We start from the raw sequence: 25,180 nt of genomic DNA on the forward strand, positions 1-25,180 counted from the left end.
AGCGAGGTTGGCGACGCTAATATTCTTTCAGGCCGCAACCGCTGCGGTTCTGTTCTCGCGAATGGGCAGGTGAACGATTGCACTGAAAGCTCCGATGGCGACGCCGATCCACCAGACAAGGGTGTAGTCGCCATATTGATCGTACAAGCGCCCACCCAGCCAGACGCCCAGAAAACTGCCGACCTGATGGCTGAAGAAAATAATGCCATAGAGCGTTCCCATGTAGCGCAGCCCATAGAGATGCGCGACAAGACCAGACGTCAGCGGCACCGTGGCCAGCCACAGCGACCCCATCACAAGCGAAAATGCTATCACAGAGATCGGGGTTATCGGAAAGACAATGAAAGCCGCGGCGGCAATAGTCCTGCCGATGTACACCGAAGCCAGCAGATACTTCTTGGGAAAGTGATTTCCGGCCCAACCTGCAAGCAGTGTCCCGGCAATATTGGCCAGGCCGATCAGAGAAATCGAAAGCGCGCCCAAAGCGGACGTGGTGGTGATGCCCATCGAATGCAGCACACCGCCGGGTTGGATCGGGCCGCACATTTCGGTCACGAAGGCCGGGAAATGGGCCGTCACAAATCCCAGTTGATACCCGCAACTGAAAAAGCCCAGAAAGATCAGCGTGTAGGACGGATCGCGAAACGCCTTCCCTAGAATTTGGCTCATGCTTTCGTCCAGCTCGGCCTTTGTACCCTGTTGTGGGGCCCGCATGAACGGTAGCGTCAGGATCAGGGCGAGAATAGCCACCGCGAAAATGATGAAGACCTGTTGCCATGGCAAAAAGCTTAACAGCCATTCCGCGGTCGGCGCGCCGATCACCTGACCGAAACTGCCTGCGGCCGTGACGATCGCCAGAGACATTGACCGGTTTTCATCGGATGACGCGCGCCCGACCACAGCCAGAACAACGCCAAACCCGGTGCCCGCGATACCGAAACCTACAAGCCAGGCGTACATCTGATGCCCAAACGGGTTTACGGACCAGGCTGAAAGAACCATACCCGCGGCATAAGTCAGGGCACCCAGCAAAATGGCCCGGCGGTCCCCGACTTTTTCGGCAATGGCAGCAAAAATCGGCTGTCCAATTCCCCATGCAAGGTTCTGAATGGCAATTGCCAGCGAAAAATCGGTGCGCAACCAGCCGAATTCATCGGCAATGGGAATCTGAAAAACTCCGAATGATGCACGCACGGCGAAGCTGACCGTGATGATGATGCATCCAACGATCAGAATCGGGTTCAGCAAACGAGCCGATTGCAGCATGAGGCCTCCGCCATGAGTTCCATGGAAAACTAGCCAGAATGCAGAATCCGTCAATTCAGGAGTTTTGCGGTTACGGTTAACCAATTTTGATGCTTGATTGGAATGCCCACTTTTCAAGATGCGGAGCGAAGGTTATGGCTCGGGAATGACGGATTTGATTTCGCTTTACGAATCCCGCATCGCGGATGGCACTTTGACGCGAGACGACGCGCAAGAGGCGGTTCTTCCGGAATTCGAACGTATTCGCAGCGCGCTGGCAGAGCCAGTCAAGCGTGGGTTGTTTCGAAAGGCACCACCGCCACCGAAAGGGTTGTATCTTTGGGGCGGCGTCGGCCGAGGCAAGTCAATGCTGATGGACATGTTCATCGAAACGCTGGGCGATATTCCGGCGCGACGCGTTCATTTTCATGCGTTTATGCAGGAGATACATTCAGGTTTGCACAAAGCCCGTGAGGAAGGTGTCGAAGACGCATTGGCGCCGGTGGCTCAGCGGGTCGTCAAATCAGTGAAGGTACTGGCTTTTGACGAGATGCAGATTACCGACATCACCGATGCAATGATCGTTGGCCGGTTATTCGACATGCTGCACGAAGGTGGGGTTGTCGTGATCACGACTTCGAACCGGCACCCTGACGATCTGTACAAGGATGGGCTGAACCGGCAGCTGTTTCTGCCCTTCATTCACCACATAAAGGAACAATTGAAAGTGTGGGAGTTGATCTCGCCCACGGATTACCGGCAAAACCGGTTGGAAGGTTCCCCGATTTACTTTTCTCCGATCGGACCCGAAGCTCGGGCAAAGATCAGGGCGGTGTGGGGCGATCTGTCAGGGGGTCCTGCCGAACCTCTGGGCCTAAAGGTCAATGGGCGCGAGGTCGAACTCCCGGCTTTCCGGAATGGTGTGGCGCGGGCAACTTTCTATGACTTGTGCGGACGAATGCTGGGGCCGGCGGATTACCTGGCCATCGCCGAAGCCGTCAAGGTTCTGGTACTCGAGGACATTCCGCGCTTGTCGCGGAACAACTTCAACGAAGCCAAACGCTTCGTGACGTTGATCGACGCCCTCTATGAGGCACGCGTTCGGCTGATCTGCTCGGCCGCAGCAGAACCCGAGATGCTGTATGTCGAGGGTGAAGGAACTTTCGAATTCGAGCGCACGGCCTCTCGCCTGCGCGAGATGCAGGGCCAAAATTGGGGGCACTAGGGTGCGCCCCTACGTCGGCCCGTCACTACCTTTCGCTGTATTCCCCCTGCCGCAGAATGCCTATCCATTCTCGCGCAAGATGTTTCCGGCCAAATATAGTGAGCCGCAGATCAGAACTCTGGCGTCCGGGGTTTCCGCAATGATCGATGACAGCGCTTGCGGGACACTATCCGCTGTCGTTGCGGTCAGATTTACTTTACCAGCCGCAGCGGCGGTTTCTTCGGCGCTGAGCGTATTGGCCTCACCCGGAATGGATACCGCCGTCAGGCTTTGGACTTGCTTGGCCAATGGCGCCAAATAGCCGGTCACGTCTTTTGTGTTAAGCATACCGCAAATCATATGGGTCGGGCAGCTTGGCAATTTGGAAAGAACTTCGGCCAATGCCACCCCGGCGGCGGCATTGTGGCCCCCATCCAGCCAGAGCTCGGCCTGCGGGGCTTGTTCCACCAGGGGGCCTGTCTTCAAACGCTGCATCCGGGCGGGCCATTCGGCCTTGCTGACCGCAGCCTCATACGCCTCATCGCCAAGCTCAAGATGACGTAGAACAGCAACAGCCGCACCAGCGTTCTGTATCTGATGCGCGCCCAGCAGGTTGGGCAATGGCAGGTCTCGGAGGCCGGTTTCGTCCTGATAGACCAGCCTTCCGTTCTCCTCGTGCACATGCCAGTGCTGGCCGTGGACAAGAAGAGGCGCCCCCAGGCGCGCTGCAGTGTATTCGATAACCTCCAGCGCTTCGTCCTGTTGCGGGCCTACAATACACGGGACTCCGGGTTTGATGATGCCCGCCTTTTCCGCCGCGATCTTGCCCAGAGTGTCGCCGAGGAATTGTTCGTGGTCGATCGAAATCGGCGTGATCACCGTAACGGCAGGCGTACCGATCACGTTCGTGGCGTCGAGCCGACCGCCCAAACCGACCTCAAGAAGCGTGTAGTCCGCCTTCACGCGCGAAAAAGCCAACAAGGCCGCGCAGGTGGTTATCTCGAAATAGGTGATATTCTCGCCGCCGTTGGCTGCGTAACACTCATCCAGCACCGCTGTCAGGTCAGGCTCCGAGATCAGCTCTCCGGCCAGTCGAATGCGTTCGTGAAACCGGGCAAGATGCGGCGATGTATAAGCGTGGGCACTCAGACCTGCGCCTTCAATACCCGCGCGGATCATCGCCTGGGTTGAACCTTTGCCGTTTGTGCCCGCGATATGAATGACCGGCGGCAGTTTGGCTTGCGGGTTGTTCAACGCGGCCAGCAAACGCCAGACACGATCCAAAGTCAGGTCAATGATCTTTGGATGCAGCGCCATCATCCGGTCAAGGATGATGTCCGAGGATTGGGTGGTCATTTCTCGTCCGTATCTTCGGCAGGTGGTTCTTCCGCAGCGTTTTCAGGACCGGGCGCTGGCAGGTCACCTTTGACTGCCGGCGGCTGGTTCATCAGCATGCGGGTGATGGTGATCAGTTCATCGCGCATCTCTGTGCGCTTGGTCACGCGGTCAAGCATGCCGTGATCCAGCAGATACTCGGCCCGCTGGAACCCGTCGGGCAGCTTTTCGCGGATGGTCTGCTCGATCACGCGCGGCCCGGCAAAGCAGATCAATGCATTGGGCTCCGAAATATGCACGTCGCCCAACATCGCATAGGACGCGGTGACACCACCTGTTGTGGGGTGAGTCAGCACGACAATGTAAGGCAGATTGGCCTCTTTCAACATTTCAACGGCCACCGTGGTGCGTGGCATCTGCATCAGGCTGAGAATGCCTTCCTGCATACGTGCGCCACCTGCAGCCGAAAAGAGGATCAAGGGCCGTTTCAGCCTCACTGCCTCTTGCGCGGCTGCGATGATGGCATTGCCCACATACATGCCCATCGAGCCGCCCATGAACGAGAAATCCTGCGCGGCCGCAACGATCGGCGTGCGGCCAATCTCACCTGTTGCGACCAGCATCGCCTCTTTCTCACCGGTCTTTTTCTGCGCCGCCTTCATCCGGTCAGGGTATTTCTTCTGATCCCGAAATTGCAGAGGGTCTTCTTTCGGGGCAGGCACCTTCACTTCGGCAAAAATACCACCATCGAAGAGGTGACTGAAACGCTCTCGCGGAGTGATCGCCATGTGATGATCGCACTGGGTACAGACATTCTGGTTTTCCGCCAACTCGCGGTGGAACAGCATCGTTCCACACTCGTCACACTTGTGCCAAAGGTTTTCAGGCACTTCCCGGCGCGAGAAGATCGAGTTGATCCGGGGGCGGACGTAGTTTGTGATCCAGTTCATGTCGGAACCTTGCTAATACGGCGTTGACGTCAAATAAGACGCAACGGAAGGAATTGCAATCAACGCCTGAGCGCAAGTCTTGCCGTCATCCAACCCACAATCATGATGGCGAAATCCACATACAGCCATTGCCGGACGATACCGGTATCCGACATGGTGTACGGCAAATGATACAATGCCAGCCCGCTGAGGCTGTCAGGTATGGAAATCAGAAGAAGAGCCGAGAAATTATTGAAAAAATGCAATGCAATCGCGGGCCCCAACGTGCCGGAACGAGCCGTCAGATCGGCTGACAGCAGACCAAAGATGCAGGCCCAGGCGGTGATCAGAAACGCATTGTCGCCGGCTGCGATAGGTGTGTGATGCCCAAGGGCAAACAAGGCCGAAGGCAGCACCATCCAGATCAGCGGCGACCGGAACCGGGCCGCCAGGCTTTGCTGAATGTAACCGCGAAACAGGATTTCCTCGGCGCTGGTCTGAACCAGAACGGCGGGGATCGACAGGGGTAACAGCACCAACCACATGGACCATGACAAGTTGGGCACCAGGGGAGCCCCCATATCATAAGGGGGTAGGATCAGCAGGACAGCTCCCAGCAGAATCAAGGCCCGCAGTACCCGCCAGAACTGCCAAAAGGCTTCGATACGGTCTCCGACGATGGAACCAAGCGTCCGATGCTGCAGTTGCCAGGCGGCGATGCCAACTCCGAGCGTCGCAAAGGCAAAGCTGAAAAGAACAACAAGCAGAGAAATCGGTGTCGCGCCGTTCAGAAAATCCGCGACCCAGTCCGGAGGACCAAGACTTGCAACGGTAATGAACAGCACGGCGTTCATGGCAAGTATGATGACTGTAACGACCACCAAACCGACGACCAGACGCCAGATTTCCGGGTAATGTCGGGCGTCCGCGACCAGCTGCTCGTGGCTGGCGTATACCCTTCCTGTCCGGTCAGCCAGCATCTTGAGACTCCGAAATCTGTGTCTCTTCTCCAACAGGCATATTTGATTCGCGCACCCGTTCTGCAAGGAGCGTCAGGTATCCCGCAACGGTTTCGAGCAATTGCATCGCCACAGTCGCATCACTTTCAATAACCGCCCGCAGTTCCTCGGCCCCGATCCTGAGGAAGGTGCAGTTTGTGGTGGCAACCAAGTCCATTTGGCGCATCTCACCCGTAATGATCGCGAGATCGCCAATTAGGCGGCCAGGTTCGACTGTGGATATCAGTCGTTTTTGACCATCCTGACCTTGCCAATACAGATTTGCCTCGCCCGAGATGCAGAGATAGGCAGCGTCCGGGGCCTGACCACGCGCAAAGATGATTTGATCGGCGGCGGCTTCGTACCATTGGGCAGAAAACGCCAGCAATCTCTGGTTTCGACCGTCCAGGCGCGAGAAGAGCTCGGTAGACGATATAATCTTGAGTTTGCGGCTCAGATCATCCGAGCCGCTGTCGTCGGTCTCGATCCGCGTGCGCGAAACACCGTCGATGCGGCCGTCCTTGATTTCTACGAACAGGTCATAGGCTTCGGGATGGGCAAAGTGATCTTCCATGAAGATCATGATGGAATCTGGCAGCAATTCCCGCAGCTTTAGTCGCGTGCGCAGGCGGCTTTCAGAATCGTGACTGGCCAGCGCCTTGTCGAGAATCAGGACATCGGGGCGTTTGATTCCGGCCCGCGAGAACGAGGCACGTTCCTGAAACACCGTCGGAAGGTTGTTGCCACCCAGACCTGACGGCAGATCATAGATGATAGCGGCTGCACGTCGACGAAGCCCAGCCTCGTTCATGACTTCGGCGACAAGGTCTTCGATTGCTTCGGCATGCGAACCAGCCATTATGGAAACCCGCCCATACAACGCATTTTCGAGCGCAGTCAGGCGCGGCAGATAGGCTTCTGGCGAAACGGGAACGAACATCCCGCCCATGGCGTTTCTCAGGTCTTCGGCCTGGTTTTGGCGAATGGCCAGAATTTTTTCTTTGTACTCCTCCGGGAAACTCGGTCCGATCTGTTCGGCTGTCAGCATGAAAGGCACGGTCAGCAGCAACGCGCGGTCTTTGTCACTAAGGTCGGCCTCACCCTTTGTCCTGCGCCGCTCCCAGATGTCCAGAAGGCGGTGAAACATATCCTTTGACAAACCCAGCCGCAGGAAAAGCGGATGGTCAGCACCATCGCGTCCAAAGGTCTGGTTCAGCGTTTCCAGGACAGCTTCGGAAATGCCAAGCGCATCATCGTCCAGCCCGTGCGCGGTCAGCAAAGACAAGAAACGCCCGTCCCCGGCCAGCAAATCCGGAGAAATGTCATGGGACGGGGCCGAAAACAAAAGATTTCCACCCAAAGGAACCGCAGGGTTAAAGGCAGCGGGATCAAATCTGTAAACGTATTTGTCCAAACCTTTTTCCCGCAGACGATCAGCCACGATGCCTCGGAGGTTTACGATTTCCTGCGCCAGAACCGGATGCAGATCAGGGTCAAACTGCGACCGCAGGGTGCGACGGAACATGAACTCGTCAATTCCCATCGCTTCGACCAGTTTGAACCACCAGTCGCGGATATCCTCAATATCCTCCAGTCCGGCCAACCCCGGATCGACCCATTCTTCGCTTAGTGAATCGGGTGAGTTTCCGGAGCGCACGGCTTCGATCTGACGCCGCGAAGGGACTTTTAAGGCATCATCTTCGTGGTGCGGATGGGTGCGCAGCGGCATCAGCAGGTTATCACCCAGCGTACCGTCAAACAGATACGGCCGGGAATAGGCGTAACCGATGCGGGCTGCGATTACCTTTTGATGCAGGTCGTTGAGGTTATGGCCGGCCATGATGACCTCGCCCTGCGCCGGCATCAACTCGCGCGTCAGCAGCTGTGCCAGAGCACTGCGTTCGGACGCATGCGTGGATTGAATGGCCACACGCGCACCCTGTGGGATGGTCAGATCGATGTCTTCCAGGATCGTCTTGCCGTCATCATCCCGCACGGTCACATTGCGCAGTTCGATTTCGCCGGTCAGACGGGGAATGGTCTCGGGCTCGCCGTCAAAAAGCTCTTCCGGGATCATGTTCGAAGGGGCGAAGCGTTCGGTGACGATCTCCCACCGAAGGGACATATCCTGAACCTGGTTGTAGTAGGTCAACAGGTCTTTCCACGGACCACTCAGATCCTTGTAGGCCCCCAGCGCGGCCACCAGGGCGCCCACCGTTACTTCACCCGTGATCGCCAGATAACCGCCCACCGAATAGAATAGGAACGGGGTTATCTGAGTGATCAGGTTGTTCAGAAATTTCATGAAAAATTTCTTGTTGTAGATCTTGTACCGGATCTCAAACAAGGTGCCCAACCGGTGGCTGAACTGGGCCAGACGATAGCGCCATCCACCATTGGTGCGCAGATCGCTGATGCCCGCGGCACTTTCCCCGATTTCAGAGCTCAGCCGCCGGACTTCCTGAATGCGGTCCTTGTTCAGCAAGTTGATCTGACGTTGCAACTTGGGGATCAGCCATGCTTGGAGAGGGATCAGTGCGATACTGGCGAGGCCGAACCACACACTTTGCATGAACAGAAACGTGACAATGGTCATCATCTGGCCGAACTGGAACACCGGCTGCGCGATGGCGTCGCCCATCAGCCCCCCCATCGGTTCCGCCTCGGAGGTGATCATCGAGACAAGTTCGCCCTGGCTGGTGGTGGCAAAATAGGACTTAGGAAAGCGCATGGACCGGCTGATCAGTGTGAACCGCAGGCGGCGCAGCATGCGTTCGGCCAGCACACCTTTCATCGTATTGATGCGCATTTTCATGAGGCCGCTGGCAATCACGGTAGCCAGAAAGGCAAAGCAAAGGATCATCAGGTACTGAACCTGAGTTACGGTCCATCCGAATATGGTTACCGTGTTGGTAGGCGCACCAATCGCATCATTGATAATCTGCTTTGGCAACTCCAGCGAGGCGTACAGAAACGGGAAAGACAGCACGGTCAGCACCAAGAGGACCAGTTGCTGTTTTTTTGAGTACTTCCAGATGAATGAAAATAGGGTGGGTTCCATGCCCTGCCTTATCGCCTGTTTCGTTGACCTGCGGCACCATGTGAGTATGCCTACGACCAGAGCGCAGACGGTAAGCCGCGTATCACCCTATTGCAAGAATGCGGGCTATGAGAAATCCGCAAAATACCTGCGCTGGTATCCGACCCATTCACAATTCAGGCATTTTCCGAAAGTAATTTATCAAGACGGGTTTAACCCGCGCCTGATCTTTGACTAAAGAGGATCAATTACGGACGATAACAGCATGGGCAGACTTCTGGACCGTTTCTTGAACCATAAGGTTCTTTCACGCTGGCGCCTGGCGGGGCAACAGGCAGACAAGGCCGCATTGCCCACGCTGCGTCGTCAGCGCGATGCGGCTCGGGTGCTGCGGGTACAACTGGATCGTTTGATCCAGAAGGCAGATGGTCGGTTGCTTCGTCCAATGATCGGTTCAACGCAATTTCCCAAACCCCTGGGCACGGATTGGTCCTGGCGCCCGGATCTTTGGCGTGGGCCTTTGGCCCGACCGGGCATAGCGTCGGCTTCGCGCAAGGCAGCGATGGACGGGCAAGCGACACTGTTTCACGATTGTGACCTGGCAGAGATTGCCGTGCGGCAAATCCGGAACCGAAGGGACAAGGATCTGGCGCCTTTCAGTCTAGCGCTTGAAGCATTCGAGTTTCAGGGGACTTTTTTGTCCCTGTCCATCGAGTTGCCGACCGAAGCCGCGGCGGGATTGACCCGGCAACACCTGATGCGGGTCGATGCGGTCATCGAGGCCGAACGACCCACCGGAGGTTTTGCCCGGCTAAACATCCAGCACGGGCCCAACACCGAGCAGGTCCTGAGGGAACTGGAAATGACCAACCCAGACGTTTCGGTGGATTTTGATCTCGCGCACCTGAACATCAACGAGCGCAGGATTGAAAAAGTCTGGCTGGACCTGATCCTTGACCGGCCAACCATGAACCGGATAGTCCTGCGCGATCTGACCTTCTGTCGCCATCACCGGGCGGACATGTAAATGGAAAACCCATGGCCGATATCACATTGACCCCGACCCGGTTCGAAAACGGTATTTGGGAAGGACATCTGTCCAGCCCAAAAACCCCAGTGATTGAGGTTCTGTGCCACAGCGAAACGATTCCGGGCATTGAGGTCGCGCCAGTCAGCGACGGGTGGAATTTGCGCTTTCCCGTTCCGGTTTCGGCCTTGTCCGAAGGCATTCATACCTTTGTTATCTGCGATGCCACCTCGGGTCAGAAACTGGAGTCCTTTTCAGTAATTGCCGGGTCTCCTGCAGCGGATGACCTGCAAGCCGAGGTCGCCCTGTTGCGCGCCGAGCTGGACATGCTGAAACGCGCTTTCCGTCGAATGCAAAGCCAGGATCGGTGAACACTTTGGGGTATCAGTGACGGCCCAGAAGGAATTTTCCTGTTATTTCCGCATTTTCCGTGCATCATTAAAGGATCGGGATCAAGCGGGGTAACCCAATGGACCGCACGAGCATCGTAAAGGTCATCACTCTGATGGTGACGGCATTTGGCATCGGCATCGATTTCACGGGCGCGCTGATGCTGGTCCCGGCCATTGAGAACAGCTTTGATGCGGATATCACCAGTACGCAATGGGTGCTGAACATCTACGCGCTGTTCTTTGCGATGACGATGGTTACCGGTGGACGCCTTGGCGACATGTACGGACATCGCAAAGTGATGATCATCGGTCTTTCGATCTTTCTGTTTGCTTCGATTCTTTGCTTTGTGTCGCCGGGGCTGGACTATCTGATCGGTGCCCGTGCGTTGCAGGGGATCGGCGCGGGATGCGTCTGGCCCTGCACACTGGCTTTTGGCGCGACCAAAGTGTCCAAACCTGAACACCGGGCGATGGTGATGGGGCTGATCCTTGCAGGCGTGACCACCGGCAATGTCTTCGGCCCGATGATCAGCGGCGCGGCTGTCGACTTCGGTGACTGGCGGTTTTTCTTTCTGGCGAATGTCGTGTTTTCGAGCATCTCGATAACGACAGCGGTCCTGCTGATGGAAAAGGAAACTCAGCACAAGCAGGGCGAGCATATCGATTTCGCCGGATTGGGCGTTCTGTCCTTTGCGGTTTTGCTGTTGCTCTACGGCCTGGATGTTGGCGCGGATTGGGGATGGACCTCTGTTCCGTTGCTCCTGTTGTTCTTCGTCAGCGCGGTTCTCTTCGTTCTATTCCCAAGGGTCGAAAAGCGGGTAAAGGAACCGCTGCTGCTGCCTCAACTGATGCAGAACCGAGAATTTCTGATCACGCTGGGGCTGAATATGTTCAACGTTTCAGCGGCCTTCGTTGCGCTGCTTTATTTTCCACAATACATGCAAAAGGTGCTTGGCTGGTCGGTTTTTCAGTCCGCCTTAGGGCTTGCGCCGTTGACGGTATTGCTGGCTGTCGGGTCCATCATCTCAGGTACATTGTACAATGACTTCGGCCCCAAACGCCTGCTGTTTTGGGGCTATATTTGCGCCACCGTGGGCGCGGCAAGCATTGTGGTGATGCCGGAAAGTCTGGGCTATTTCCAGATCCTGCCGGGCATGGCGCTGATCGGGCTTGGCGCAACCCTTACTGTGGGTCCGTCGGGCACTGCAGCGGTTTGTGCTGTAAAGCCCGAGCGTGCAGGACTGGTAGGCGGCCTCAGCTTCATGACGCATCTGGTATACGGTGCAATCTCGGTCGCGTGCGCTACTGCCATCATGTATGTCGCCAGCCTGTCCAGTCTTCGCAATCTGCTCAGTGAAGCTGGCATAAAGATGTCCGAAGCCGATCAGAAAACCATAAACGGCGGTACACTGGACACGGCTTCGGCGCAGGTAGTCATGCAGAAACTGAGTTCAGCCGAGGCTGAAAAAGTCAAAACTGCAATCGCGGCCGCATTTGATACCGGCATGAACATGGCTTTTGTCTTTGCCGCATTTTCGGTCGCGTTCGGGATCGTACTGGCGTTGATGTTGGACGAAAAGAAATTGCACAAAGTCGAAGGCTGAACGCCAAAAAAAAGGGCCGCTTCATGCTGCGGCCCCCTGATCGTGTTCCCGGTTACTGCGAGGGCCCGGTAGGATTCATTGCCGCCAACCCTTTCAGGATGTCGATGGCATAAGCCAGTTGATAATCCTCTTTGCGCAATTCGGCGGTTTTTTCCGCTTTGGCACGATCTTCTTCGATCTGACGAATTTCATCGTCGCTGAGGCTGTCATTATTCAGGCTGCCCCGCAGTTGCGCCTCGGAGCGGGTGCGGGCATTCGACTCGTCTTCCTCTTCGTTTGCAGGCGCGGGGCGCGGTTGTTCGACGATAATGTCGGGGCTGACACCCAATGCCTGAATCGAGCGGCCAGACGGAGTGTAGTACCGCGACGTGGTAAGCCGCATGGCTCCATCGCCGCGCAGGGGCATGACTGTCTGGACCGATCCCTTGCCAAAACTCTTAGTGCCCACAACGATGGCCCGGTGGTGATCCTGAAGCGCACCGGCAACGATTTCCGAGGCCGAAGCCGAACCTCCGTTGATTAGAACCACAATAGGTTTGCCTTCAGCCAGATCGCCGGGTGTTGCGTTGAAACGCTCGCCATCCTGGGGATCGCGACCACGGGTCGAGACAATCTCGCCCTCATTCAGGAAGGCATCGGACACTTTGATTGCCTGTGTCAGCAAACCGCCCGGGTTGTTTCTCAGGTCCAGTACGATCCCATTGACGTTTTCGATGCCGCCGGCCTCTTCAATCTGTTCCTCAAGCCCGGATTCCAGATTGGGAAAGGTCTGGTCGTTGAAAGTGGTCACACGCAAGACAACGCTGGTACCTTCGGTGCGGGCCCGAACAGCAGTCAGCTTGATTGTGTCTCGGATGATGGTGATATCGAAAGGTTCCTGTTCACCTTCGCGCACGACGGTGATCACGATCTCGGACCCGACCGGCCCGCGCATCAGTTCCACCGCCTTGTCCAGCGTCAAACCCAGAATGCTCTCGCCATCCACATGCGTGATGAAATCACCCGCTTCGATCCCCGCGGCGTCTGCTGGCGTGTCATCGATGGGAGAGACGACTTTGACATAGCCCTCTTCCTGTGTGACCTCGATACCCAGACCGCCAAACTCGCCGCGAGTCTGCACGCGCATCTGCTCGGCATCATCAGGCGACAAATAGCTGGAATGCGGGTCCAACGAGGTCAGCATGCCATCAATTGCGGCTTCGATCAGTTCTTCCGGCTCTACCTCTTCAACGTATTGGGCGCGTATGCGTTCGAAGATGTCTCCGAACAGATCCAGTTGTTCATAGACGCTGGCCTTGTTTTCAGCCTCCTGCGCAAGCAACGGTCCCGCGATCTGAGTTGTTGCGATCATCCCTGCCAAGGTCCCGGCTATTCCGGCGATCAGAAATCTTTTCATACTCGTCTATCCATTCCTATCCGTCTGAAACCACGCTTCCGGGTCAACGGGAGTGTTATCTTGTCTTACCTCTATATAGAGCGTTTCTGACCGATCAGTTCCAGTGCCATCACCGCTTGTTGACATAATTGCGCCGATTCCGGGTGTCTCTCCGGGCATCAGGCCCACCGGAGTGCCTTCGGGAATCACCTCTCCGGCCTGACCATAGACCTCCTGCAGGCCCGAGAACACAAACAACAAACCCGGTTGAGGCTCGAGGATCACAAGATTGCCCAGATCCAGCAACGGGCCGCGGTATCGGATGGTCGCCGCTGTTGGCGTGGTAACCAACGCCCGCGGGCGTGTGCCAAGAAGAAGTCCGGGCCGCGTGACGCCCGCGGCGTCCGTTTCCCCGGCCCTATGCAGCAACACGCCCTGTACCGGCAGCGATATGCCGCCCTTTCTGTCTGAAACGCTGGCGTGCGACTCGATTATCTCACCGGCTGAAATCTCTGACAATCCGCTTGCAAACCCATCGAGCGTTTCCGTGGAAGAGATCAGGATTGCCGTGCGCACCGGATCTTCCACAAAGCGGCGTGGAAGGTCAGTCCGATCCGCTATGGCTTCGCTTAAGCGAGTACGGGCGTCCTGAACACCGGTCAGGCCCTCAGTCAGGGTCTTTGCGGCGCTTTGCTGCAACTGGCGCAGGGTTTTGACTTCGTTCAGATCATTTGACAGCGCCTGTGCCTGCGCAGACAGACCGGGCGTGACTTCAGATAGCATCATCCCTGTACGCGCTGCACCCAATGGCCCGGACGGGTGCAACATCAATACAGGTGGCGCGGTCGTTTCGATCGTTTGAAGTACGCCCAGCAACTGCGCAATGTCCTTTTCGCTGGCCCTCAGTTCGGCGCTGAGTTGCGCTTCGCGCAGGGTTGCCTTTCGCAAACCGTCCCGCATGACTGTCAGTCCGGCCTCGAATGCCTGGATCGTTTCTGTCAGGGCGCGCACTCGATCCCGGGCGCTGTCGGCCTCGGTCAATGCGATCGAAGCTTTTTCCAGCATCCGCGCAGCTTCCAAAGCCGCCTGAGACGGGTCACTTTGAGCCTGAGCGGGAACCGCCCAGAGAAACAAAGCTACGGCAGCGGCCGTTACCCTCATGTCAGCAGACTTTCCCCGTTCATTTCCGGCGGTTTGGGCAGACCCATCAGTGCCAACAAAGTGGGTGCCAGATCGGACAGGCGACCGTCCCGCAAGCGCGCACCCTCTGGCCCGCCGACCAAAGCGACAGGTACCGGATTCAAAGTATGCGCCGTATGGGGACCCCCCGTATCAGGGTCCACCATGACCTCGCAATTGCCGTGATCCGCGGTAACGATCATCGCGCCGCCAGCCTTTTGCAGGGCGGCAACCACCTGGGCCAGACCCTTATCCACCGCCTCGCAAGCTCTGATGGCGGCCTGCAGATCACCGGTATGCCCAACCATGTCCGGGTTGGCATAGTTGGTGACGATCAGATCATATCCTTCCCCAATCGCCTCGACAAACTTAGCCGTGACCTCGGCCGACGACATCTCGGGCTGCAGATCATATGTCGCCACTTTCGGCGATTTGGGCATATAACGGTCTTCACCTATTTCAGGTGTTTCCTTGCCGCCGTTCAGAAAAAAGGTGACGTGCGGATATTTTTCGGTCTCGGCGAGCCTGAATTGACGAAGACCCTGTTTCGCAACCCACTCGCCCAGAGTGTTGACGATGTCGCGTTTGGGAAACACAGTCGTCATATAGGCATTGTGATCGTCAGAGTATTCAACCATGCCCAGCAAGGCCGACAGGTGTGGGTGCGCACCCGTGTCGAATTCGGCAAACCCAGGCTCACCAATGGCGCGCAGTATTTCACGGGCGCGGTCAGCGCGGAAATTGAGGCAGAAGAACCCGTCGCCATCCAATAGGCCGTGGTAACCATCCAGAACGCTCGGGGTAATGAACTCATCGGTCTCGGACTGGTCGTAGGCGTGATCGACTGCGGAATGAGCGTTCGGAACCACACGCCCCTGCCCTTTGACAATGGCATTGTAGGCTTCTGACACCCTCTCCCACCGATTGTCGCGATCCATTGCGAAATAGCGTCCGCTGACCGTGACAACCCGCGCGCCTTCAGGCAAGCGGTCTTCCAGTTCCGCAATGTAGGAAAATGCAGATTTCGGAGCCACATCGCGCCCATCGGTGATCGCGTGCAAAACAACCGGAACGCCTGCGTCGTCAATGGCATTGGCCGCTGCAACAATGTGGTTCAGATGCCCGTGGACACCACCGTCCGAGACCAGACCCATAAGATGCGCGGTACCTCCCGCGGCTTTCACCTTAGCGATGAATTCCTTCAGGGCCGCATTGTCAAAGAACGTCCCGTCCTCGATTGCCAGGTCGATTTGTCCGAGATCCATCGCCACCACGCGACCAGCGCCGATATTGGTGTGCCCGACTTCGGAATTCCCCATTTGCCCGCTGGGCAGACCCACATCGGGCCCGTGGGTGATCAGTGTCGCATGCGGCCCATTGGCCATGATCGCGTCAAAAGTCGGCGTATTTGCCAGAAAGGGCGCGTTGGCCGCGGTGTCATCCGACAGGCCCCAACCATCGAGAATGCACAAAACAACTGGCTTGGGCGCGGTCATTGGGGACTCCGGTTACTGCTCTTGGCCATCTTCTACCCCCTGCCCGCCTTGGCGTGAACCGCCTTTCGGGCAATCGGAGAGGAATTGTGTGGCTGGTCTGGCAGCCCCAGCCTTAGCTTTCCATCTGCTGCAGTATCTTCTTGGCGCGTTTGCATTGCAACTGATCGCGCAGGGGACTGTCGGGATCGATGTCCTTTTTACAGACCACGCATTTGTCGGCGCCGGAAATCGCGTTCAAACCACCGCAGCTGCCCTTGATGGTTTTGCCCATCAACAGCACACCCAAGGACATACCGACCACAATGATCAGCAAAAGGATGAATGCCAGAATAAAGGTGCTCATCTCGGTATCCGCCCCTCAGTTCGATCCCAGTGTATCACTGAATGCGCTGCTTTGTACCGTGATATAGGCATCATCTCCAGCATTGACATCTCGCGAGATGAAGAACACGGCAAGATCATGCTCTTCGGCCAGTTCCAACCCTTTTTCCTGCCCCAACGCCAGCATCGCCGTCGCCCACGCGTCAGCCAGCATTGCATCTTCCGCCAGAACCGTGACTGAGGTTGTCCTGTGGGTGATCGGACGGCCAGTGGTTGGGTCAATGATATGCGAATACCGAATGCCATCCTGTTCGAAGAAATTCTTGTAGTCGCCCGAGGTGGCCATGCCCAAATCGTCCAGTGGCACAATCAACTGAATGCTTTGTGAGCCGGTTTCGGGTTTTTCCACGCCAATACGCCAGCTTTCGCCTTTTTCGTTTTCGCCCTTGGCAACCAGATCACCACCGATCTCGACCATGTAATTCTCGACCCCGGCTTCTTGCAGGGCAGCCGCCACTGCATCAATGCCATAGCCCTTGGCGATAGCCGACAGGTTGATGCCAACGGCCGGATCGGATTTCGTCAGGGTGCCGGCCTCACGGTCGAGATTCAGCAGACGCGCCTGCCCCACCGATTCCAAGGCCGTGCGTATATCGACCTCGGCCGGAACCGGATCTTCGGGCTTGCGCGGGCCAAACCCCCACAGCTCGATGAGCGGGCCAAGCGTAATGTCGAATGTTCCGTTGCTTTTGGCATGCACGTCGTTCGCCGCTTCGATCACCAGCGCGAATTCGTCGGAAACCGCAATCGGGCCCGTGTCTTTTGAGGCTGAGAATGTCGAAACCTCGGAATTCGGATCCCAGTTGGACATCTTTGCATTAACGCGCGCCAGCGTGTCCTGCACGGCGGTTCCAAGCGCGGTTTCGTCCAGATCATCTCCAATAGCGGTGATATTGAAGGTTGTTCCCATCGTCTCACCCGACAGGCGCACGACATCGGGTTCTTTGTCGAACAGGCAGCCAGAAACAAAAAGTGCATAGGCCAGAGCCGTCAAAAGGCGCATTGGGCGTTCTCCTGGAAAAAACCGTGCCCGGCATATGCCAGCGGCCCCAATCAGAGTCAAACCGGCCTAGAGTTTCAACGGCACGAACCCGAGTACAAGTAGTCCGAGGGCCGCCGGAACTCCGAACAGCCATGCACGCTTCTGCCATCCAGGAGGCTGCTGTTTCCACAGCTTCCGAAAATTGTGCCCACAGATCACGACGCCGAAAAAGATCAAAGCGGCTATGGGAGGGGTGAGATACAACTGGCTCACGTGGCCGGATTTCCTTGTAAAGTGGCGGAGTTGCGCCAGTTTATGAATTTGCACCCTATACAGAGTTTGTCCCTGCGCTAAGGTGAACCAGACAGCCAAATTCTGTGAAAGAGGAGACCGCCAATGGCCCCAAGCTCTTACCAGCCCCCGACACGCGGCGACAAGGGCGAGCCCGCCACCCGCAGCCAAACCGTCGAGTCGAATTTGTCGCAGACACAGTCAACCGTGGCCAGGCTTCTGGAAGGCAAGGGGGATGCGGTTTTTGCCGTTCGGCCAAACGACACAATTCATGCTGTCGTGGATATTTTGAAGGAAAAACGTATCGGTGCCGTTGTCGTGACAGATCAGAATGGCGCACTGCAGGGCATTTTGTCGGAGCGCGACATCGTGCGGCGCATGGCAGACACGCCGGGGCAAACCCTGCCGCAATCGGTCGAAGACCTCATGACGCACGAGGTGCATACCTGCGCCCCCGAGGATCGGCTGATGGACGTACTGAAAACCATGACCGAAGGACGTTTCCGCCACATGCCGGTGCTCAGTGATGGCCATTTGCGTGGAATAATAACCATAGGCGACGTGGTGCATTTCCGGCTGAAAGAGCTGGAATATGAAGCCCTTAGAATGAAGCAGATGATCGTTGGCTAGTTAACCTCGGGCTCCAAGGAGCTGAGACTACGCGCTCCAGGCATTGTCCTGGTGCCAAATACAGCATCGGTCAAATAAATCGCAACACCAGCCTGCGCGATCACCGATGCATCGTGCAGTACCAGACGAAACGATCGTTTCTTGGCAAATTGGTTCTCAGGCCATCCTCGCACAGAATTGGGCTTGAGACAGATGACCCGGCATCCGGTGATCTGTCGAGGCCTGAATCTGCGTGGAAAGCACATACGGCTGACACGCTATTGCACATTCAGGTCCAAATCTCATGGATTTCGCGTTCTCGCGGTTTGCGGCCCATCACCCAACGCTTGGCGTTTTGAATGACAACTGGCCACTACAACCGTTCATCAGCCTGTTGAAATGAACCGAGCGTTACCGACGGAAATTTCGACCGCTGTCAGACGTCCGGTCGCGAACGCGCCCGTGTCGATGGAAATGACGCCGTTTGCAGCACTTAGGTCCGCGACGATGGTATGGCCGTGAACCACCCATTGTCCGTCGCTGCGTCGGATCTGCGAAAACTGGCGTCGACCCCATAGGCATGTTTGCCTGTGCTGGTTCTCAATGGGACGGGCCGGATCAAGGGCCGCGTGAACCGCCGTTACATTGCCGCTGGTCCAAATCAGCGGGCGCTTTTGGACCCAAGTCAAAAGCGTGCCCCCCATTGCCTGTCGCAACCGGGCTGCAACATCGACGAATTCTTCGTCGTCCAGCGCCTCGTCGATCCCTGTCACACCAAAGGATGCCAGGGTTTGCACCCCCCCGTTTCTCAGCCACAATCGGCTGCTGTATTCGGGCGTATTCAGAAATTGCAGCATCATTTCCTCATGGTTTCCCATGAGACAGACGATCCGCCGATCGGTTTGCGTGTCGAGGTTATGCAGGAACCGAAGAACTTGCGCACTTTGGTTCCCGCGATCGATGTAATCTCCGACAAAGACAAGAGGGCACCCGGGATCCAAACGGTCCAGAAGCGATTGAAGAAGGTCAAACCGCCCATGAATGTCGCCAATTGCAAAAAACCGCTCGTCAGGCGCAAGCGCCGACAATTCCTCACTTTCTGGTGCCGGTTTACCGAACAGTTTTTTGAACCAAGTCAGTCTCATTAGATTTGATCAGTACCTTGGTGCGCATCCCGGGGCAATTGTCCCCTGGGGCTCGGCGTGTACCGTCCGTTGCGCAGATTTCGGGCAAACCTCGTTCAGTCAAGCATAACGTTTGGCTTGCCAACTCAATCCCGACCGTTGGTGATGCGGAACAAGTCGTTCAGAATGGTGGGTTCATATGTGGCTCTACGGGGACTCCGAACCCGTTGACGAAAACGCAGAAAGGTCACCAAGCGCCGCTGTGGATCTGGCGAATGGCTGACAAACTGGGAAAACCTCTTGACCTTGCTCAAGGGAAAGTATCCCTGAGAACCAAGAGTAAGTTATGCATCCGAGGGTTACATGAAACGAGTTCTGGTCACTGGTTCAGCGGGATTTATCGGGTTTCACCTTGCCGAGCTGCTGCTGTCAGAAGGGTACCGTGTGCATGGCTACGACGGAATGACGGACTATTACGATGTCGCACTCAAACAGCGCCGCCATCAGATGCTGTTGCAAAAACCCGGCTTCACCGCCACCGAAGACCTGCTGGAAAACCACGAGCGCCTGATGCAGGTGGCCGAGGAGTTTCAGCCCGAAGTGATCGTTCACTTGGCCGCACAGGCCGGAGTACGCTACAGCCTTGAACACCCGCGCAGCTATATCGACTCGAATGTCGTGGGCACCTTCAACGTTATGGAGATTGCCCGACAACATAAGGTGGATCACCTGCTGATGGCCTCGACTTCTTCCATCTATGGCGCCAGCGAAGATATGCCCTTTACCGAAGTGCAGAAAGTCGACAACCAGCTGACCATCTATGCCGCGACCAAAAAGGCGAATGAGGCGATGGGCCATTCCTATGCCCATCTTTGGGACCTTCCGACAACCATGTTCCGGTTCTTCACGGTCTACGGCACCTGGGGCCGGCCTGACCTGGCCTATTTCAAATTTGTGGCGGCGATATTGGATGGCCGCCCAATAGACATCTACAATCACGGCGACATGTTTCGCGATTTCACTCATGTGGAAGACCTTGTACGCGGCATCCGGTTGTTGATGGAAGTTCCCCCGGTCCGGCCGGCCAGCAGCGATGAAATTGAGGAAGGCGACAGCCTGTCCCCGGTCGCGCCCTATCGCGTCGTCAATATCGGCAATGGCGACAAGGTGCGCCTGATGGATTTCATCGAAGCCATCGAAGATGCGGTGGGTCAGAAAGCCATCCGGAACTATATGCCGATGCAGTTGGGTGACGTACCGGCAACCTGGGCCGATAACAGCCTGTTGCAACGACTGACAGGGTACCGGCCGCAAACTGCGTTCAAGGACGGTATTAACGAATTCGTCAAATGGTATCGCGACTATTACGGCAAGTGACGACGTTCGAAACCGGACCTTCCGGCCCCTCACCCCAAAAAGAAAACCGGCGCTTTATGTGCCGGTTCCTTTTTTCTTATCCGCCAAAATCGTCGAGCATGATGTCTTCGCGATCCACGCCCAGATCCAGCAACATGTTGATGACCGACTGGTTCATGATTGGCGGGCCGCACATGTAGTATTCGCAGTCTTCCGGCGCCGGGTGGTTCTTGAGGTATTCCTCGTACAGAACATTGTGGATGAAGCCGGTGTAACCTTTCCAGTCATCCTCGGGCTGCGCGTCGGACAACGCGACATGCCATTCGAAATTCGGGAATTCCGCGGCAAGCTGGTCGAAGTCCTCGACAAAGAACATCTCTTTCTTGGAACGCGCACCGTACCAGAAGGTGATCTTGCGATCCTTGTTCTTCAAACGCTTGAGCTGGTCGAAGATGTGGCTGCGCATCGGCGCCATGCCGGCACCGCCGCCGATGAAGACCATCTCTTTGTTGGTCTCGCGTGCGAAGAACTCACCGAACGGACCCGAGATCGTGACCTTGTCACCCGGTTTCAGGTTGAAGATATACGAGGACATCTGGCCCGGCGGGATACCTTCCGAGCCCGGAGGCGGTGAAGCGACCCGGACGTTTAGCATAATCATGCCCTTTTCGTCCGGATAGTTGGCCATCGAATAGGCACGCTCGATCGGTTCGTTCACCATGGACTTGTATTGCCACAGATTGAAGCGATCCCAATCTTCGCGGTACTCCTCTTCGACATCGAAATCGGTATAGGCCAGCTGGTGTGCAGGCGCTTCGATCTGGATGTAGCCACCGGCGCGAAAGTTGACGTCTTCGCCTTCAGGCAGGTCCAGCGTCAGCGCCTTGATGAAGGTCGCCACGTTCTCGTTCGAACGAACGGTGCATTCCCACTTCTTGACGCCGAAGACCTCTTCGGGAACTTCGATGTTCATATCCTGCTTGACCGCCACCTGACAGGACAGGCGGTCGCCACAGGCGGCCTCGCGCTTGGTGATATGGCTTTCCTCGGTCGGCAGGATCGAGCCGCCACCCGAGTGCACCCGAACACGGCATTGGGCGCAAGTGCCACCACCGCCGCAGGCGGACGGGACAAAGAGTTTCTCGGCCGCAAGCGTCTGAAGCAACTTGCCGCCTGCAGGAACCGAAATTGTTTTCTCACCGTTGATGGTGATGTTGACGTTTCCGGTCGACACCAGTTTGGACCGGGCGGCCATGATGATCGCCACCAATGCCAGAACGATCAGCGTGAAAAGGATGACGCCTAAGCTAAACGTTTCCATCGGCCCCTCCTTACAGTTTCACGCCCGAGAAGGACATGAAGGCCATCGCCATCAGTCCCGCGGTGATGAAGGTGATCCCCAGACCCTGAAGGCCATCGGGAATGTCCGAGTATTTCAGCTTTTCCCGAACGCCCGCCATCGCGGTGATTGCCAGCGCCCAGCCAAAGCCGGAAGACAGACCATAGGTCGCGGCTTCGGCAAAGTTATAGTCGCGCTCCACCATAAACAGCGAACCACCCAGGATGGCGCAGTTCACCGTGATCAGCGGCAGGAAGATCCCCAGCGCGTTGTAGAGCGGCGGGAAATACTTATCCAGGATCATCTCGAGTATCTGAACCATCGCTGCGATCACGCCGATATACGAGATCAGGCCAAGGAAGGTCAGGTCCACATCGGGGAAGCCGGCCCATGCCAACGCACCCGGTTTCAACAGGTAGTTCAGCAGCAGATTGTTGGTCGGCACAGTGATCGCCTGCACCAGCATCACCGAGATACCCAGACCCAGCGCGGTCGAAATCTTCTTGGACACGGCGATGAATGTACACATGCCGAGGAAGAAGCTGAGCGCAAGGTTTTCAACAAAGATGGCCTTTACGGCCAGAGAGATGAGCCCTTCCATCAGTGCGCCTCTACCTGCTGGATTTTGTATTCACGCTCTTCCACCTGGTTCGGCTTCCATGTGCGGAATGCCCAGATGATCAGACCGATGATGAAAAACGCCGAGGGCGGCAGCAGCAGCATGCCGTTGGGCACGTACCAGCCGCCATTGTTCACGGTCTCGAGGATTGTCACACCGAACAGGGATCCCGCTCCGAACAATTCGCGAATAAAGCCGACCAGCAGCAGGATCAGGCCGTAGCCCATTCCGTTGCCCATGCCGTCGATAAACGACGCAACCGGTGGGTTCTTCATCGCAAACGCCTCGGCGCGTCCCATCACGATACAGTTGGTGATGATCAGGCCAACGAAGACCGAGAGGGTTTTCGAAATCTCAAAAGCGTAGGCCTTGAGAATCTGATCCACCAGGATCACCAGCGAGGCGATGATCACCATCTGCACGATGATCCGGATCGAACCCGGGATCTGGTTGCGCAGGCACGAGATGAAGAAGGACGAGAACGAGGTCACAAAGATCACTGCCAGCGCCATCACGATGGACACTTGCAGCGAAGAGGTCACCGCAAGCGCCGAACAGATGCCCAACACCTGCAGCGTGATCGGGTTGTTGTCGACAAGCGGGTCGACCAGCATCTCTTTCTTGGTCTGAGACATCAGAATTCTCCTGCTTGCAGTTTGGCCAGGAACGGAGCGTAGCCCGCGTCGCCCATCCAGAATTTCACCAGGTTATCGACACCGACCGAGGTCAGCGTGGCGCCGGCCAACGCATCGACATAGAATTCGGGTCCGGCGGCGGGTTGCGATTTGGCGACGGTAATCTGAAGATCGCCGGCATCGTCACGCAGTTTCTTTCCGCTCCACAGTGCTTTCCAGCGCGGGTTGTCCACCTCGGCCCCAAGGCCGGGGGTTTCGCCATGCTGATAGAACTGCAGGCCGAAGATATCGTTGCCGTTGTTTTCCAGCGCGATAAAGCCATATAGCGTGGACCACAGGCCATAGCCGTGCAGTGGCAGGATCACTTTGTCCAGATCACCAGCGTCGTCGCGCAGCAGATAGATCACGCGGTACTTGGACTTGCGGCCAATGCCCGCTGGATCATCATCGAGTGCCACGCTCAGCTCAGGATCGCTGGCTGCGGCAATATCGTCGAACGTCGCCGGGTCGAATTGGTCATCGACGAATTCGCCAGTGGTCAGTTCCAATACGTGTGGCTCGAACGCTGCGAAGGCTTCGGTTACGTCGATGCCGGGTTCATAGACACCGGCCACCTGCAATACGTTGACCTGCTTGTCCTTTAGCGCGTTGGCCTCCTGCACCGGGCGCAGGCTGACCGCAGCGGCGGACACGATCATCGACGCGACAAGGCAGACGGCGACGGCGATAAAGATCGTCTTGCCGACGGAATCCGGCGAAGCCGCCAGAAACTTGGCAATCGCGCCTTTGGGTTCCGGGGATTGCGTATCAGACATGGCGACGCGCCCTCCGTTTGATGTTTGCCTGCACGACGAAATAGTCGATCAGCGGTGCGAAGACGTTGCCGAACAGAATGGCCAGCATCATGCCTTCGGGGAAGGCCGGGTTCACCACACGGATCAACACAACCATGACACCGATCAGCGCGCCGTAGATGTAGCGGCCCATGTTGGTGTGGCTGGCGGAAACCGGTTCAGTCACCATGAAAGCCAGACCAAAGGCGTAACCACCCAATACAACATGCCAGTACCAAGGCATCGCGAACATCGGGTTGGTATCTGATCCGATCAGGTTCAGCAGCCAGGTAAACACGATTGTCCCGGCCAGACAGCCGACGATCAGGCGATAGTTGGCAATCTTGGTGATCAGCAGGAAGGCAAGGCCGATGATACAGGCCAATGTCGAGGTCTCACCAAAGCTGCCCTGAATGGTACCATAGAAGGCGTTCCACCATGTGATGCCGTCGGCGGCCAGCGCCTGATATCCATCTGCTGCCGAAACAGCCAGTGCGGTTGCGCCCGAGAATCCGTCAACAGGTGTCCATATCGCATCGCCCGACATTTGTGCCGGATAGGCGAAATACAGAAAGGCACGACCCACAAGCGCGGGATTGAGGAAGTTCTTGCCGGTGCCGCCGAACACCTCTTTGCCGATCACTACCCCGAAGATGATGCCCAAAGCGACCTGCCACAGGGGCGTGGTCGCAGGCATAATCAGCGTGTAAAGCATTGAGGTAACAAGAAAACCCTCGTTCACTTCATGGCCGCGCACGGTGGCAAAGATAACCTCGAAGATACCGCCTGCGACAAGCGTGACTATGTAGATCGGCAGAAAGTACAGCAACCCGTGCACCACGTTTGCAAAGATACTGGACGGGTCCAGAGAAATGCCGAACAACTGCAAAAGGGCGATCCGCCAGCCGGTGGCCGAGTCCGGACCCAGCGTGGCAATGGCCGAATTGGCCTGATAGCCGGTGTTCCACATCCCCCACAAGATACAGGGGATCGTCGCGATCACGACGTAAGTCATGATCCGCTTCATATCCACATAAGACCGCGCGTGGGGGGCGACAGTGGTTACGGTTTTCGGAGTATAGATGAAACTTTCCACCATCTCGTAGATGGGGAAAAACTTCTCGTACTTGCCGCCCTTGGTAAAGTTCGGCTCGATCCGGTCAAAGAAGTTGCGCAAACCCATTCGG

The 25,180-nt window shown here is 56.7% G+C and carries 22 protein-coding genes; 6 read left to right on the top strand and 16 right to left on the bottom strand.

The annotated features are described in order from the left end of the window. Nucleotides 1–27 precede the first annotated feature (27 nt). Nucleotides 28–1,266: an MFS transporter gene (locus tag AC2TEL_RS12135; RefSeq protein WP_480862257.1), complete on the bottom strand. Its 1,239-nt coding sequence runs from the start codon at nt 1,264–1,266 to the stop codon at nt 28–30. Nucleotides 1,267–1,411: 145 nt separating this feature from the next. Here AC2TEL_RS12135 and zapE point away from each other — a divergent pair, with 145 nt between their 5' ends. Further along, nucleotides 1,412–2,470 (top strand): cell division protein ZapE, encoded by a 1,059-nt coding sequence (gene zapE / locus AC2TEL_RS12140; RefSeq protein WP_480862259.1) that lies wholly within the window; start codon nt 1,412–1,414, stop codon nt 2,468–2,470. 60 nt (nt 2,471–2,530) lie between these two features. Here zapE and AC2TEL_RS12145 read toward each other — a convergent pair whose 3' ends face one another. The 4 genes from AC2TEL_RS12145 to AC2TEL_RS12160 are packed head-to-tail and all read right to left on the bottom strand — an operon-like array spanning nt 2,531 to nt 8,772. Then, a complete protein-coding gene (locus AC2TEL_RS12145) occupies nt 2,531–3,805 on the bottom strand; it encodes a bifunctional folylpolyglutamate synthase/dihydrofolate synthase (protein ID WP_480862261.1) in 1,275 nt (424 codons plus the stop codon). Continuing rightward, nucleotides 3,802–4,734 carry an acetyl-CoA carboxylase, carboxyltransferase subunit beta gene (accD, locus tag AC2TEL_RS12150; protein ID WP_480862263.1) on the bottom strand — a complete coding sequence of 311 codons (933 nt, stop codon included), beginning with the start codon at nt 4,732–4,734 and terminating at the stop codon, nt 3,802–3,804. The genes AC2TEL_RS12145 and accD overlap by 4 nt, the downstream gene beginning before the upstream one ends. A gap of 59 nt (nt 4,735–4,793) precedes the next feature. Further along, a complete protein-coding gene (locus AC2TEL_RS12155; RefSeq protein ID WP_480862265.1) occupies nt 4,794–5,693 on the bottom strand; it encodes a CPBP family intramembrane glutamic endopeptidase in 900 nt (299 codons plus the stop codon). Beyond that, nucleotides 5,683–8,772, bottom strand: a complete 3,090-nt coding sequence (locus tag AC2TEL_RS12160) for an ABC transporter transmembrane domain-containing protein (protein WP_480862267.1) — start codon at nt 8,770–8,772, stop codon at nt 5,683–5,685. The genes AC2TEL_RS12155 and AC2TEL_RS12160 overlap by 11 nt, the downstream gene beginning before the upstream one ends. Before the next feature lie 244 nt (nt 8,773–9,016). Here AC2TEL_RS12160 and AC2TEL_RS12165 point away from each other — a divergent pair, with 244 nt between their 5' ends. The 3 genes from AC2TEL_RS12165 (at nt 9,017) to AC2TEL_RS12175 (ending at nt 11,774) form a co-directional block, all read left to right on the top strand. Then, a complete protein-coding gene (locus AC2TEL_RS12165) occupies nt 9,017–9,778 on the top strand; it encodes a DUF6478 family protein (protein ID WP_480904238.1) in 762 nt (253 codons plus the stop codon). An 11-nt stretch (nt 9,779–9,789) separates the two neighbouring features. Beyond that, nucleotides 9,790–10,149: a hypothetical protein gene (locus AC2TEL_RS12170; protein ID WP_480904240.1), complete on the top strand. Its 360-nt coding sequence runs from the start codon at nt 9,790–9,792 to the stop codon at nt 10,147–10,149. 98 nt (nt 10,150–10,247) lie between these two features. After that, nucleotides 10,248–11,774 (top strand): MFS transporter, encoded by a 1,527-nt coding sequence (locus AC2TEL_RS12175; RefSeq protein ID WP_480862271.1) that lies wholly within the window; start codon nt 10,248–10,250, stop codon nt 11,772–11,774. 52 nt (nt 11,775–11,826) lie between these two features. On the opposite strand, the gene AC2TEL_RS12180 is transcribed toward AC2TEL_RS12175, so the two are convergent. From AC2TEL_RS12180 to AC2TEL_RS12200, 5 genes are all read right to left on the bottom strand, one after another. Beyond that, nucleotides 11,827–13,170, bottom strand: coding sequence for a S41 family peptidase (locus tag AC2TEL_RS12180; RefSeq protein WP_480841811.1), 1,344 nt, complete (start codon nt 13,168–13,170; stop codon nt 11,827–11,829). 6 nt (nt 13,171–13,176) lie between these two features. Further along, nucleotides 13,177–14,310, bottom strand: a complete 1,134-nt coding sequence (locus AC2TEL_RS12185) for a murein hydrolase activator EnvC family protein (protein WP_480841813.1) — start codon at nt 14,308–14,310, stop codon at nt 13,177–13,179. Beyond that, the gene (gene gpmI / locus AC2TEL_RS12190) at nt 14,307–15,824 is read right to left on the bottom strand and encodes a 2,3-bisphosphoglycerate-independent phosphoglycerate mutase (RefSeq protein ID WP_480904243.1); all 1,518 of its coding nucleotides are present in this window, start codon (nt 15,822–15,824) and stop codon (nt 14,307–14,309) included. The genes AC2TEL_RS12185 and gpmI overlap by 4 nt, the downstream gene beginning before the upstream one ends. 112 nt (nt 15,825–15,936) lie before the next feature. Continuing rightward, nucleotides 15,937–16,167: a (Na+)-NQR maturation NqrM gene (gene nqrM / locus AC2TEL_RS12195; protein ID WP_480841817.1), complete on the bottom strand. Its 231-nt coding sequence runs from the start codon at nt 16,165–16,167 to the stop codon at nt 15,937–15,939. Between the two features lie 15 nt (nt 16,168–16,182). Beyond that, on the bottom strand, nt 16,183–17,208 hold the full coding sequence (locus AC2TEL_RS12200) for an FAD:protein FMN transferase (protein ID WP_480862279.1): 1,026 nt from the start codon (nt 17,206–17,208) through the stop codon (nt 16,183–16,185). 375 nt (nt 17,209–17,583) lie between these two features. Here AC2TEL_RS12200 and AC2TEL_RS12205 point away from each other — a divergent pair, with 375 nt between their 5' ends. Further along, complete coding sequence (locus AC2TEL_RS12205) at nt 17,584–18,108, top strand: CBS domain-containing protein (protein ID WP_480904246.1); 525 nt, start codon at nt 17,584–17,586, stop codon at nt 18,106–18,108. A 365-nt stretch (nt 18,109–18,473) separates the two neighbouring features. Here the strand turns inward: AC2TEL_RS12205 and AC2TEL_RS12210 are convergent, their stop codons facing one another. After that, the gene (locus AC2TEL_RS12210) at nt 18,474–19,232 is read right to left on the bottom strand and encodes a metallophosphoesterase family protein (protein ID WP_480904248.1); all 759 of its coding nucleotides are present in this window, start codon (nt 19,230–19,232) and stop codon (nt 18,474–18,476) included. Nucleotides 19,233–19,574: 342 nt separating this feature from the next. Here AC2TEL_RS12210 and AC2TEL_RS12215 point away from each other — a divergent pair, with 342 nt between their 5' ends. After that, nucleotides 19,575–20,588: an NAD-dependent epimerase/dehydratase family protein gene (locus AC2TEL_RS12215; RefSeq protein WP_480862285.1), complete on the top strand. Its 1,014-nt coding sequence runs from the start codon at nt 19,575–19,577 to the stop codon at nt 20,586–20,588. A gap of 76 nt (nt 20,589–20,664) precedes the next feature. Here AC2TEL_RS12215 and nqrF read toward each other — a convergent pair whose 3' ends face one another. Genes nqrF through AC2TEL_RS12240 form a run of 5 tightly spaced genes read right to left on the bottom strand, consistent with a single transcriptional unit; the run spans nt 20,665 to nt 25,176 of the window. Then, on the bottom strand, nt 20,665–21,888 hold the full coding sequence (nqrF, locus tag AC2TEL_RS12220; RefSeq protein WP_480862287.1) for an NADH:ubiquinone reductase (Na(+)-transporting) subunit F: 1,224 nt from the start codon (nt 21,886–21,888) through the stop codon (nt 20,665–20,667). A gap of 10 nt (nt 21,889–21,898) precedes the next feature. Further along, on the bottom strand, nt 21,899–22,507 hold the full coding sequence (gene nqrE / locus AC2TEL_RS12225) for an NADH:ubiquinone reductase (Na(+)-transporting) subunit E (protein WP_170480069.1): 609 nt from the start codon (nt 22,505–22,507) through the stop codon (nt 21,899–21,901). Beyond that, complete coding sequence (locus AC2TEL_RS12230) at nt 22,507–23,160, bottom strand: NADH:ubiquinone reductase (Na(+)-transporting) subunit D (protein ID WP_171615090.1); 654 nt, start codon at nt 23,158–23,160, stop codon at nt 22,507–22,509. The genes nqrE and AC2TEL_RS12230 overlap by 1 nt, the downstream gene beginning before the upstream one ends. After that, nucleotides 23,160–23,975: a Na(+)-translocating NADH-quinone reductase subunit C gene (locus AC2TEL_RS12235; protein WP_480862289.1), complete on the bottom strand. Its 816-nt coding sequence runs from the start codon at nt 23,973–23,975 to the stop codon at nt 23,160–23,162. Before AC2TEL_RS12235 ends, AC2TEL_RS12230 begins: the two co-directional genes overlap by 1 nt. Further along, nucleotides 23,968–25,176: an NADH:ubiquinone reductase (Na(+)-transporting) subunit B gene (locus tag AC2TEL_RS12240; RefSeq protein WP_480841830.1), complete on the bottom strand. Its 1,209-nt coding sequence runs from the start codon at nt 25,174–25,176 to the stop codon at nt 23,968–23,970. The genes AC2TEL_RS12235 and AC2TEL_RS12240 overlap by 8 nt, the downstream gene beginning before the upstream one ends. Nucleotides 25,177–25,180: the final 4 nt, after the last annotated feature.

This window comes from Ruegeria sp. HKCCD9138 (assembly GCF_057220975.1).

What these genes read in the sequence shown, in the direction of transcription:
- AC2TEL_RS12160 (WP_480862267.1), bottom strand. Translation starts at nt 8,772, where the DNA reads ATGGAACCCACCCTATTTTCATTCATCTGGAAGTACTCAAAAAAACAG.
- nqrM (WP_480841817.1), bottom strand. Translation starts at nt 16,167, where the DNA reads ATGAGCACCTTTATTCTGGCATTCATCCTTTTGCTGATCATTGTGGTC.
- AC2TEL_RS12210 (WP_480904248.1), bottom strand. Translation starts at nt 19,232, where the DNA reads ATGAGACTGACTTGGTTCAAAAAACTGTTCGGTAAACCGGCACCAGAA.
- nqrF (WP_480862287.1), bottom strand. Translation starts at nt 21,888, where the DNA reads ATGGAAACGTTTAGCTTAGGCGTCATCCTTTTCACGCTGATCGTTCTG.
- AC2TEL_RS12185 (WP_480841813.1), bottom strand. Translation starts at nt 14,310, where the DNA reads ATGAGGGTAACGGCCGCTGCCGTAGCTTTGTTTCTCTGGGCGGTTCCC.
- AC2TEL_RS12180 (WP_480841811.1), bottom strand. Translation starts at nt 13,170, where the DNA reads ATGAAAAGATTTCTGATCGCCGGAATAGCCGGGACCTTGGCAGGGATG.
- AC2TEL_RS12200 (WP_480862279.1), bottom strand. Translation starts at nt 17,208, where the DNA reads ATGCGCCTTTTGACGGCTCTGGCCTATGCACTTTTTGTTTCTGGCTGC.
- AC2TEL_RS12230 (WP_171615090.1), bottom strand. Translation starts at nt 23,160, where the DNA reads ATGTCTCAGACCAAGAAAGAGATGCTGGTCGACCCGCTTGTCGACAAC.
- AC2TEL_RS12135 (WP_480862257.1), bottom strand. Translation starts at nt 1,266, where the DNA reads ATGCTGCAATCGGCTCGTTTGCTGAACCCGATTCTGATCGTTGGATGC.
- AC2TEL_RS12215 (WP_480862285.1), top strand. Translation starts at nt 19,575, where the DNA reads ATGAAACGAGTTCTGGTCACTGGTTCAGCGGGATTTATCGGGTTTCAC.
- AC2TEL_RS12155 (WP_480862265.1), bottom strand. Translation starts at nt 5,693, where the DNA reads ATGCTGGCTGACCGGACAGGAAGGGTATACGCCAGCCACGAGCAGCTG.
- accD (WP_480862263.1), bottom strand. Translation starts at nt 4,734, where the DNA reads ATGAACTGGATCACAAACTACGTCCGCCCCCGGATCAACTCGATCTTC.
- AC2TEL_RS12205 (WP_480904246.1), top strand. Translation starts at nt 17,584, where the DNA reads ATGGCCCCAAGCTCTTACCAGCCCCCGACACGCGGCGACAAGGGCGAG.
- AC2TEL_RS12235 (WP_480862289.1), bottom strand. Translation starts at nt 23,975, where the DNA reads ATGTCTGATACGCAATCCCCGGAACCCAAAGGCGCGATTGCCAAGTTT.
- AC2TEL_RS12240 (WP_480841830.1), bottom strand. Translation starts at nt 25,176, where the DNA reads ATGGGTTTGCGCAACTTCTTTGACCGGATCGAGCCGAACTTTACCAAG.
- nqrE (WP_170480069.1), bottom strand. Translation starts at nt 22,507, where the DNA reads ATGGAAGGGCTCATCTCTCTGGCCGTAAAGGCCATCTTTGTTGAAAAC.
- AC2TEL_RS12165 (WP_480904238.1), top strand. Translation starts at nt 9,017, where the DNA reads ATGGGCAGACTTCTGGACCGTTTCTTGAACCATAAGGTTCTTTCACGC.
- AC2TEL_RS12145 (WP_480862261.1), bottom strand. Translation starts at nt 3,805, where the DNA reads ATGACCACCCAATCCTCGGACATCATCCTTGACCGGATGATGGCGCTG.
- zapE (WP_480862259.1), top strand. Translation starts at nt 1,412, where the DNA reads ATGACGGATTTGATTTCGCTTTACGAATCCCGCATCGCGGATGGCACT.
- AC2TEL_RS12175 (WP_480862271.1), top strand. Translation starts at nt 10,248, where the DNA reads ATGGACCGCACGAGCATCGTAAAGGTCATCACTCTGATGGTGACGGCA.
- AC2TEL_RS12170 (WP_480904240.1), top strand. Translation starts at nt 9,790, where the DNA reads ATGGCCGATATCACATTGACCCCGACCCGGTTCGAAAACGGTATTTGG.
- gpmI (WP_480904243.1), bottom strand. Translation starts at nt 15,824, where the DNA reads ATGACCGCGCCCAAGCCAGTTGTTTTGTGCATTCTCGATGGTTGGGGC.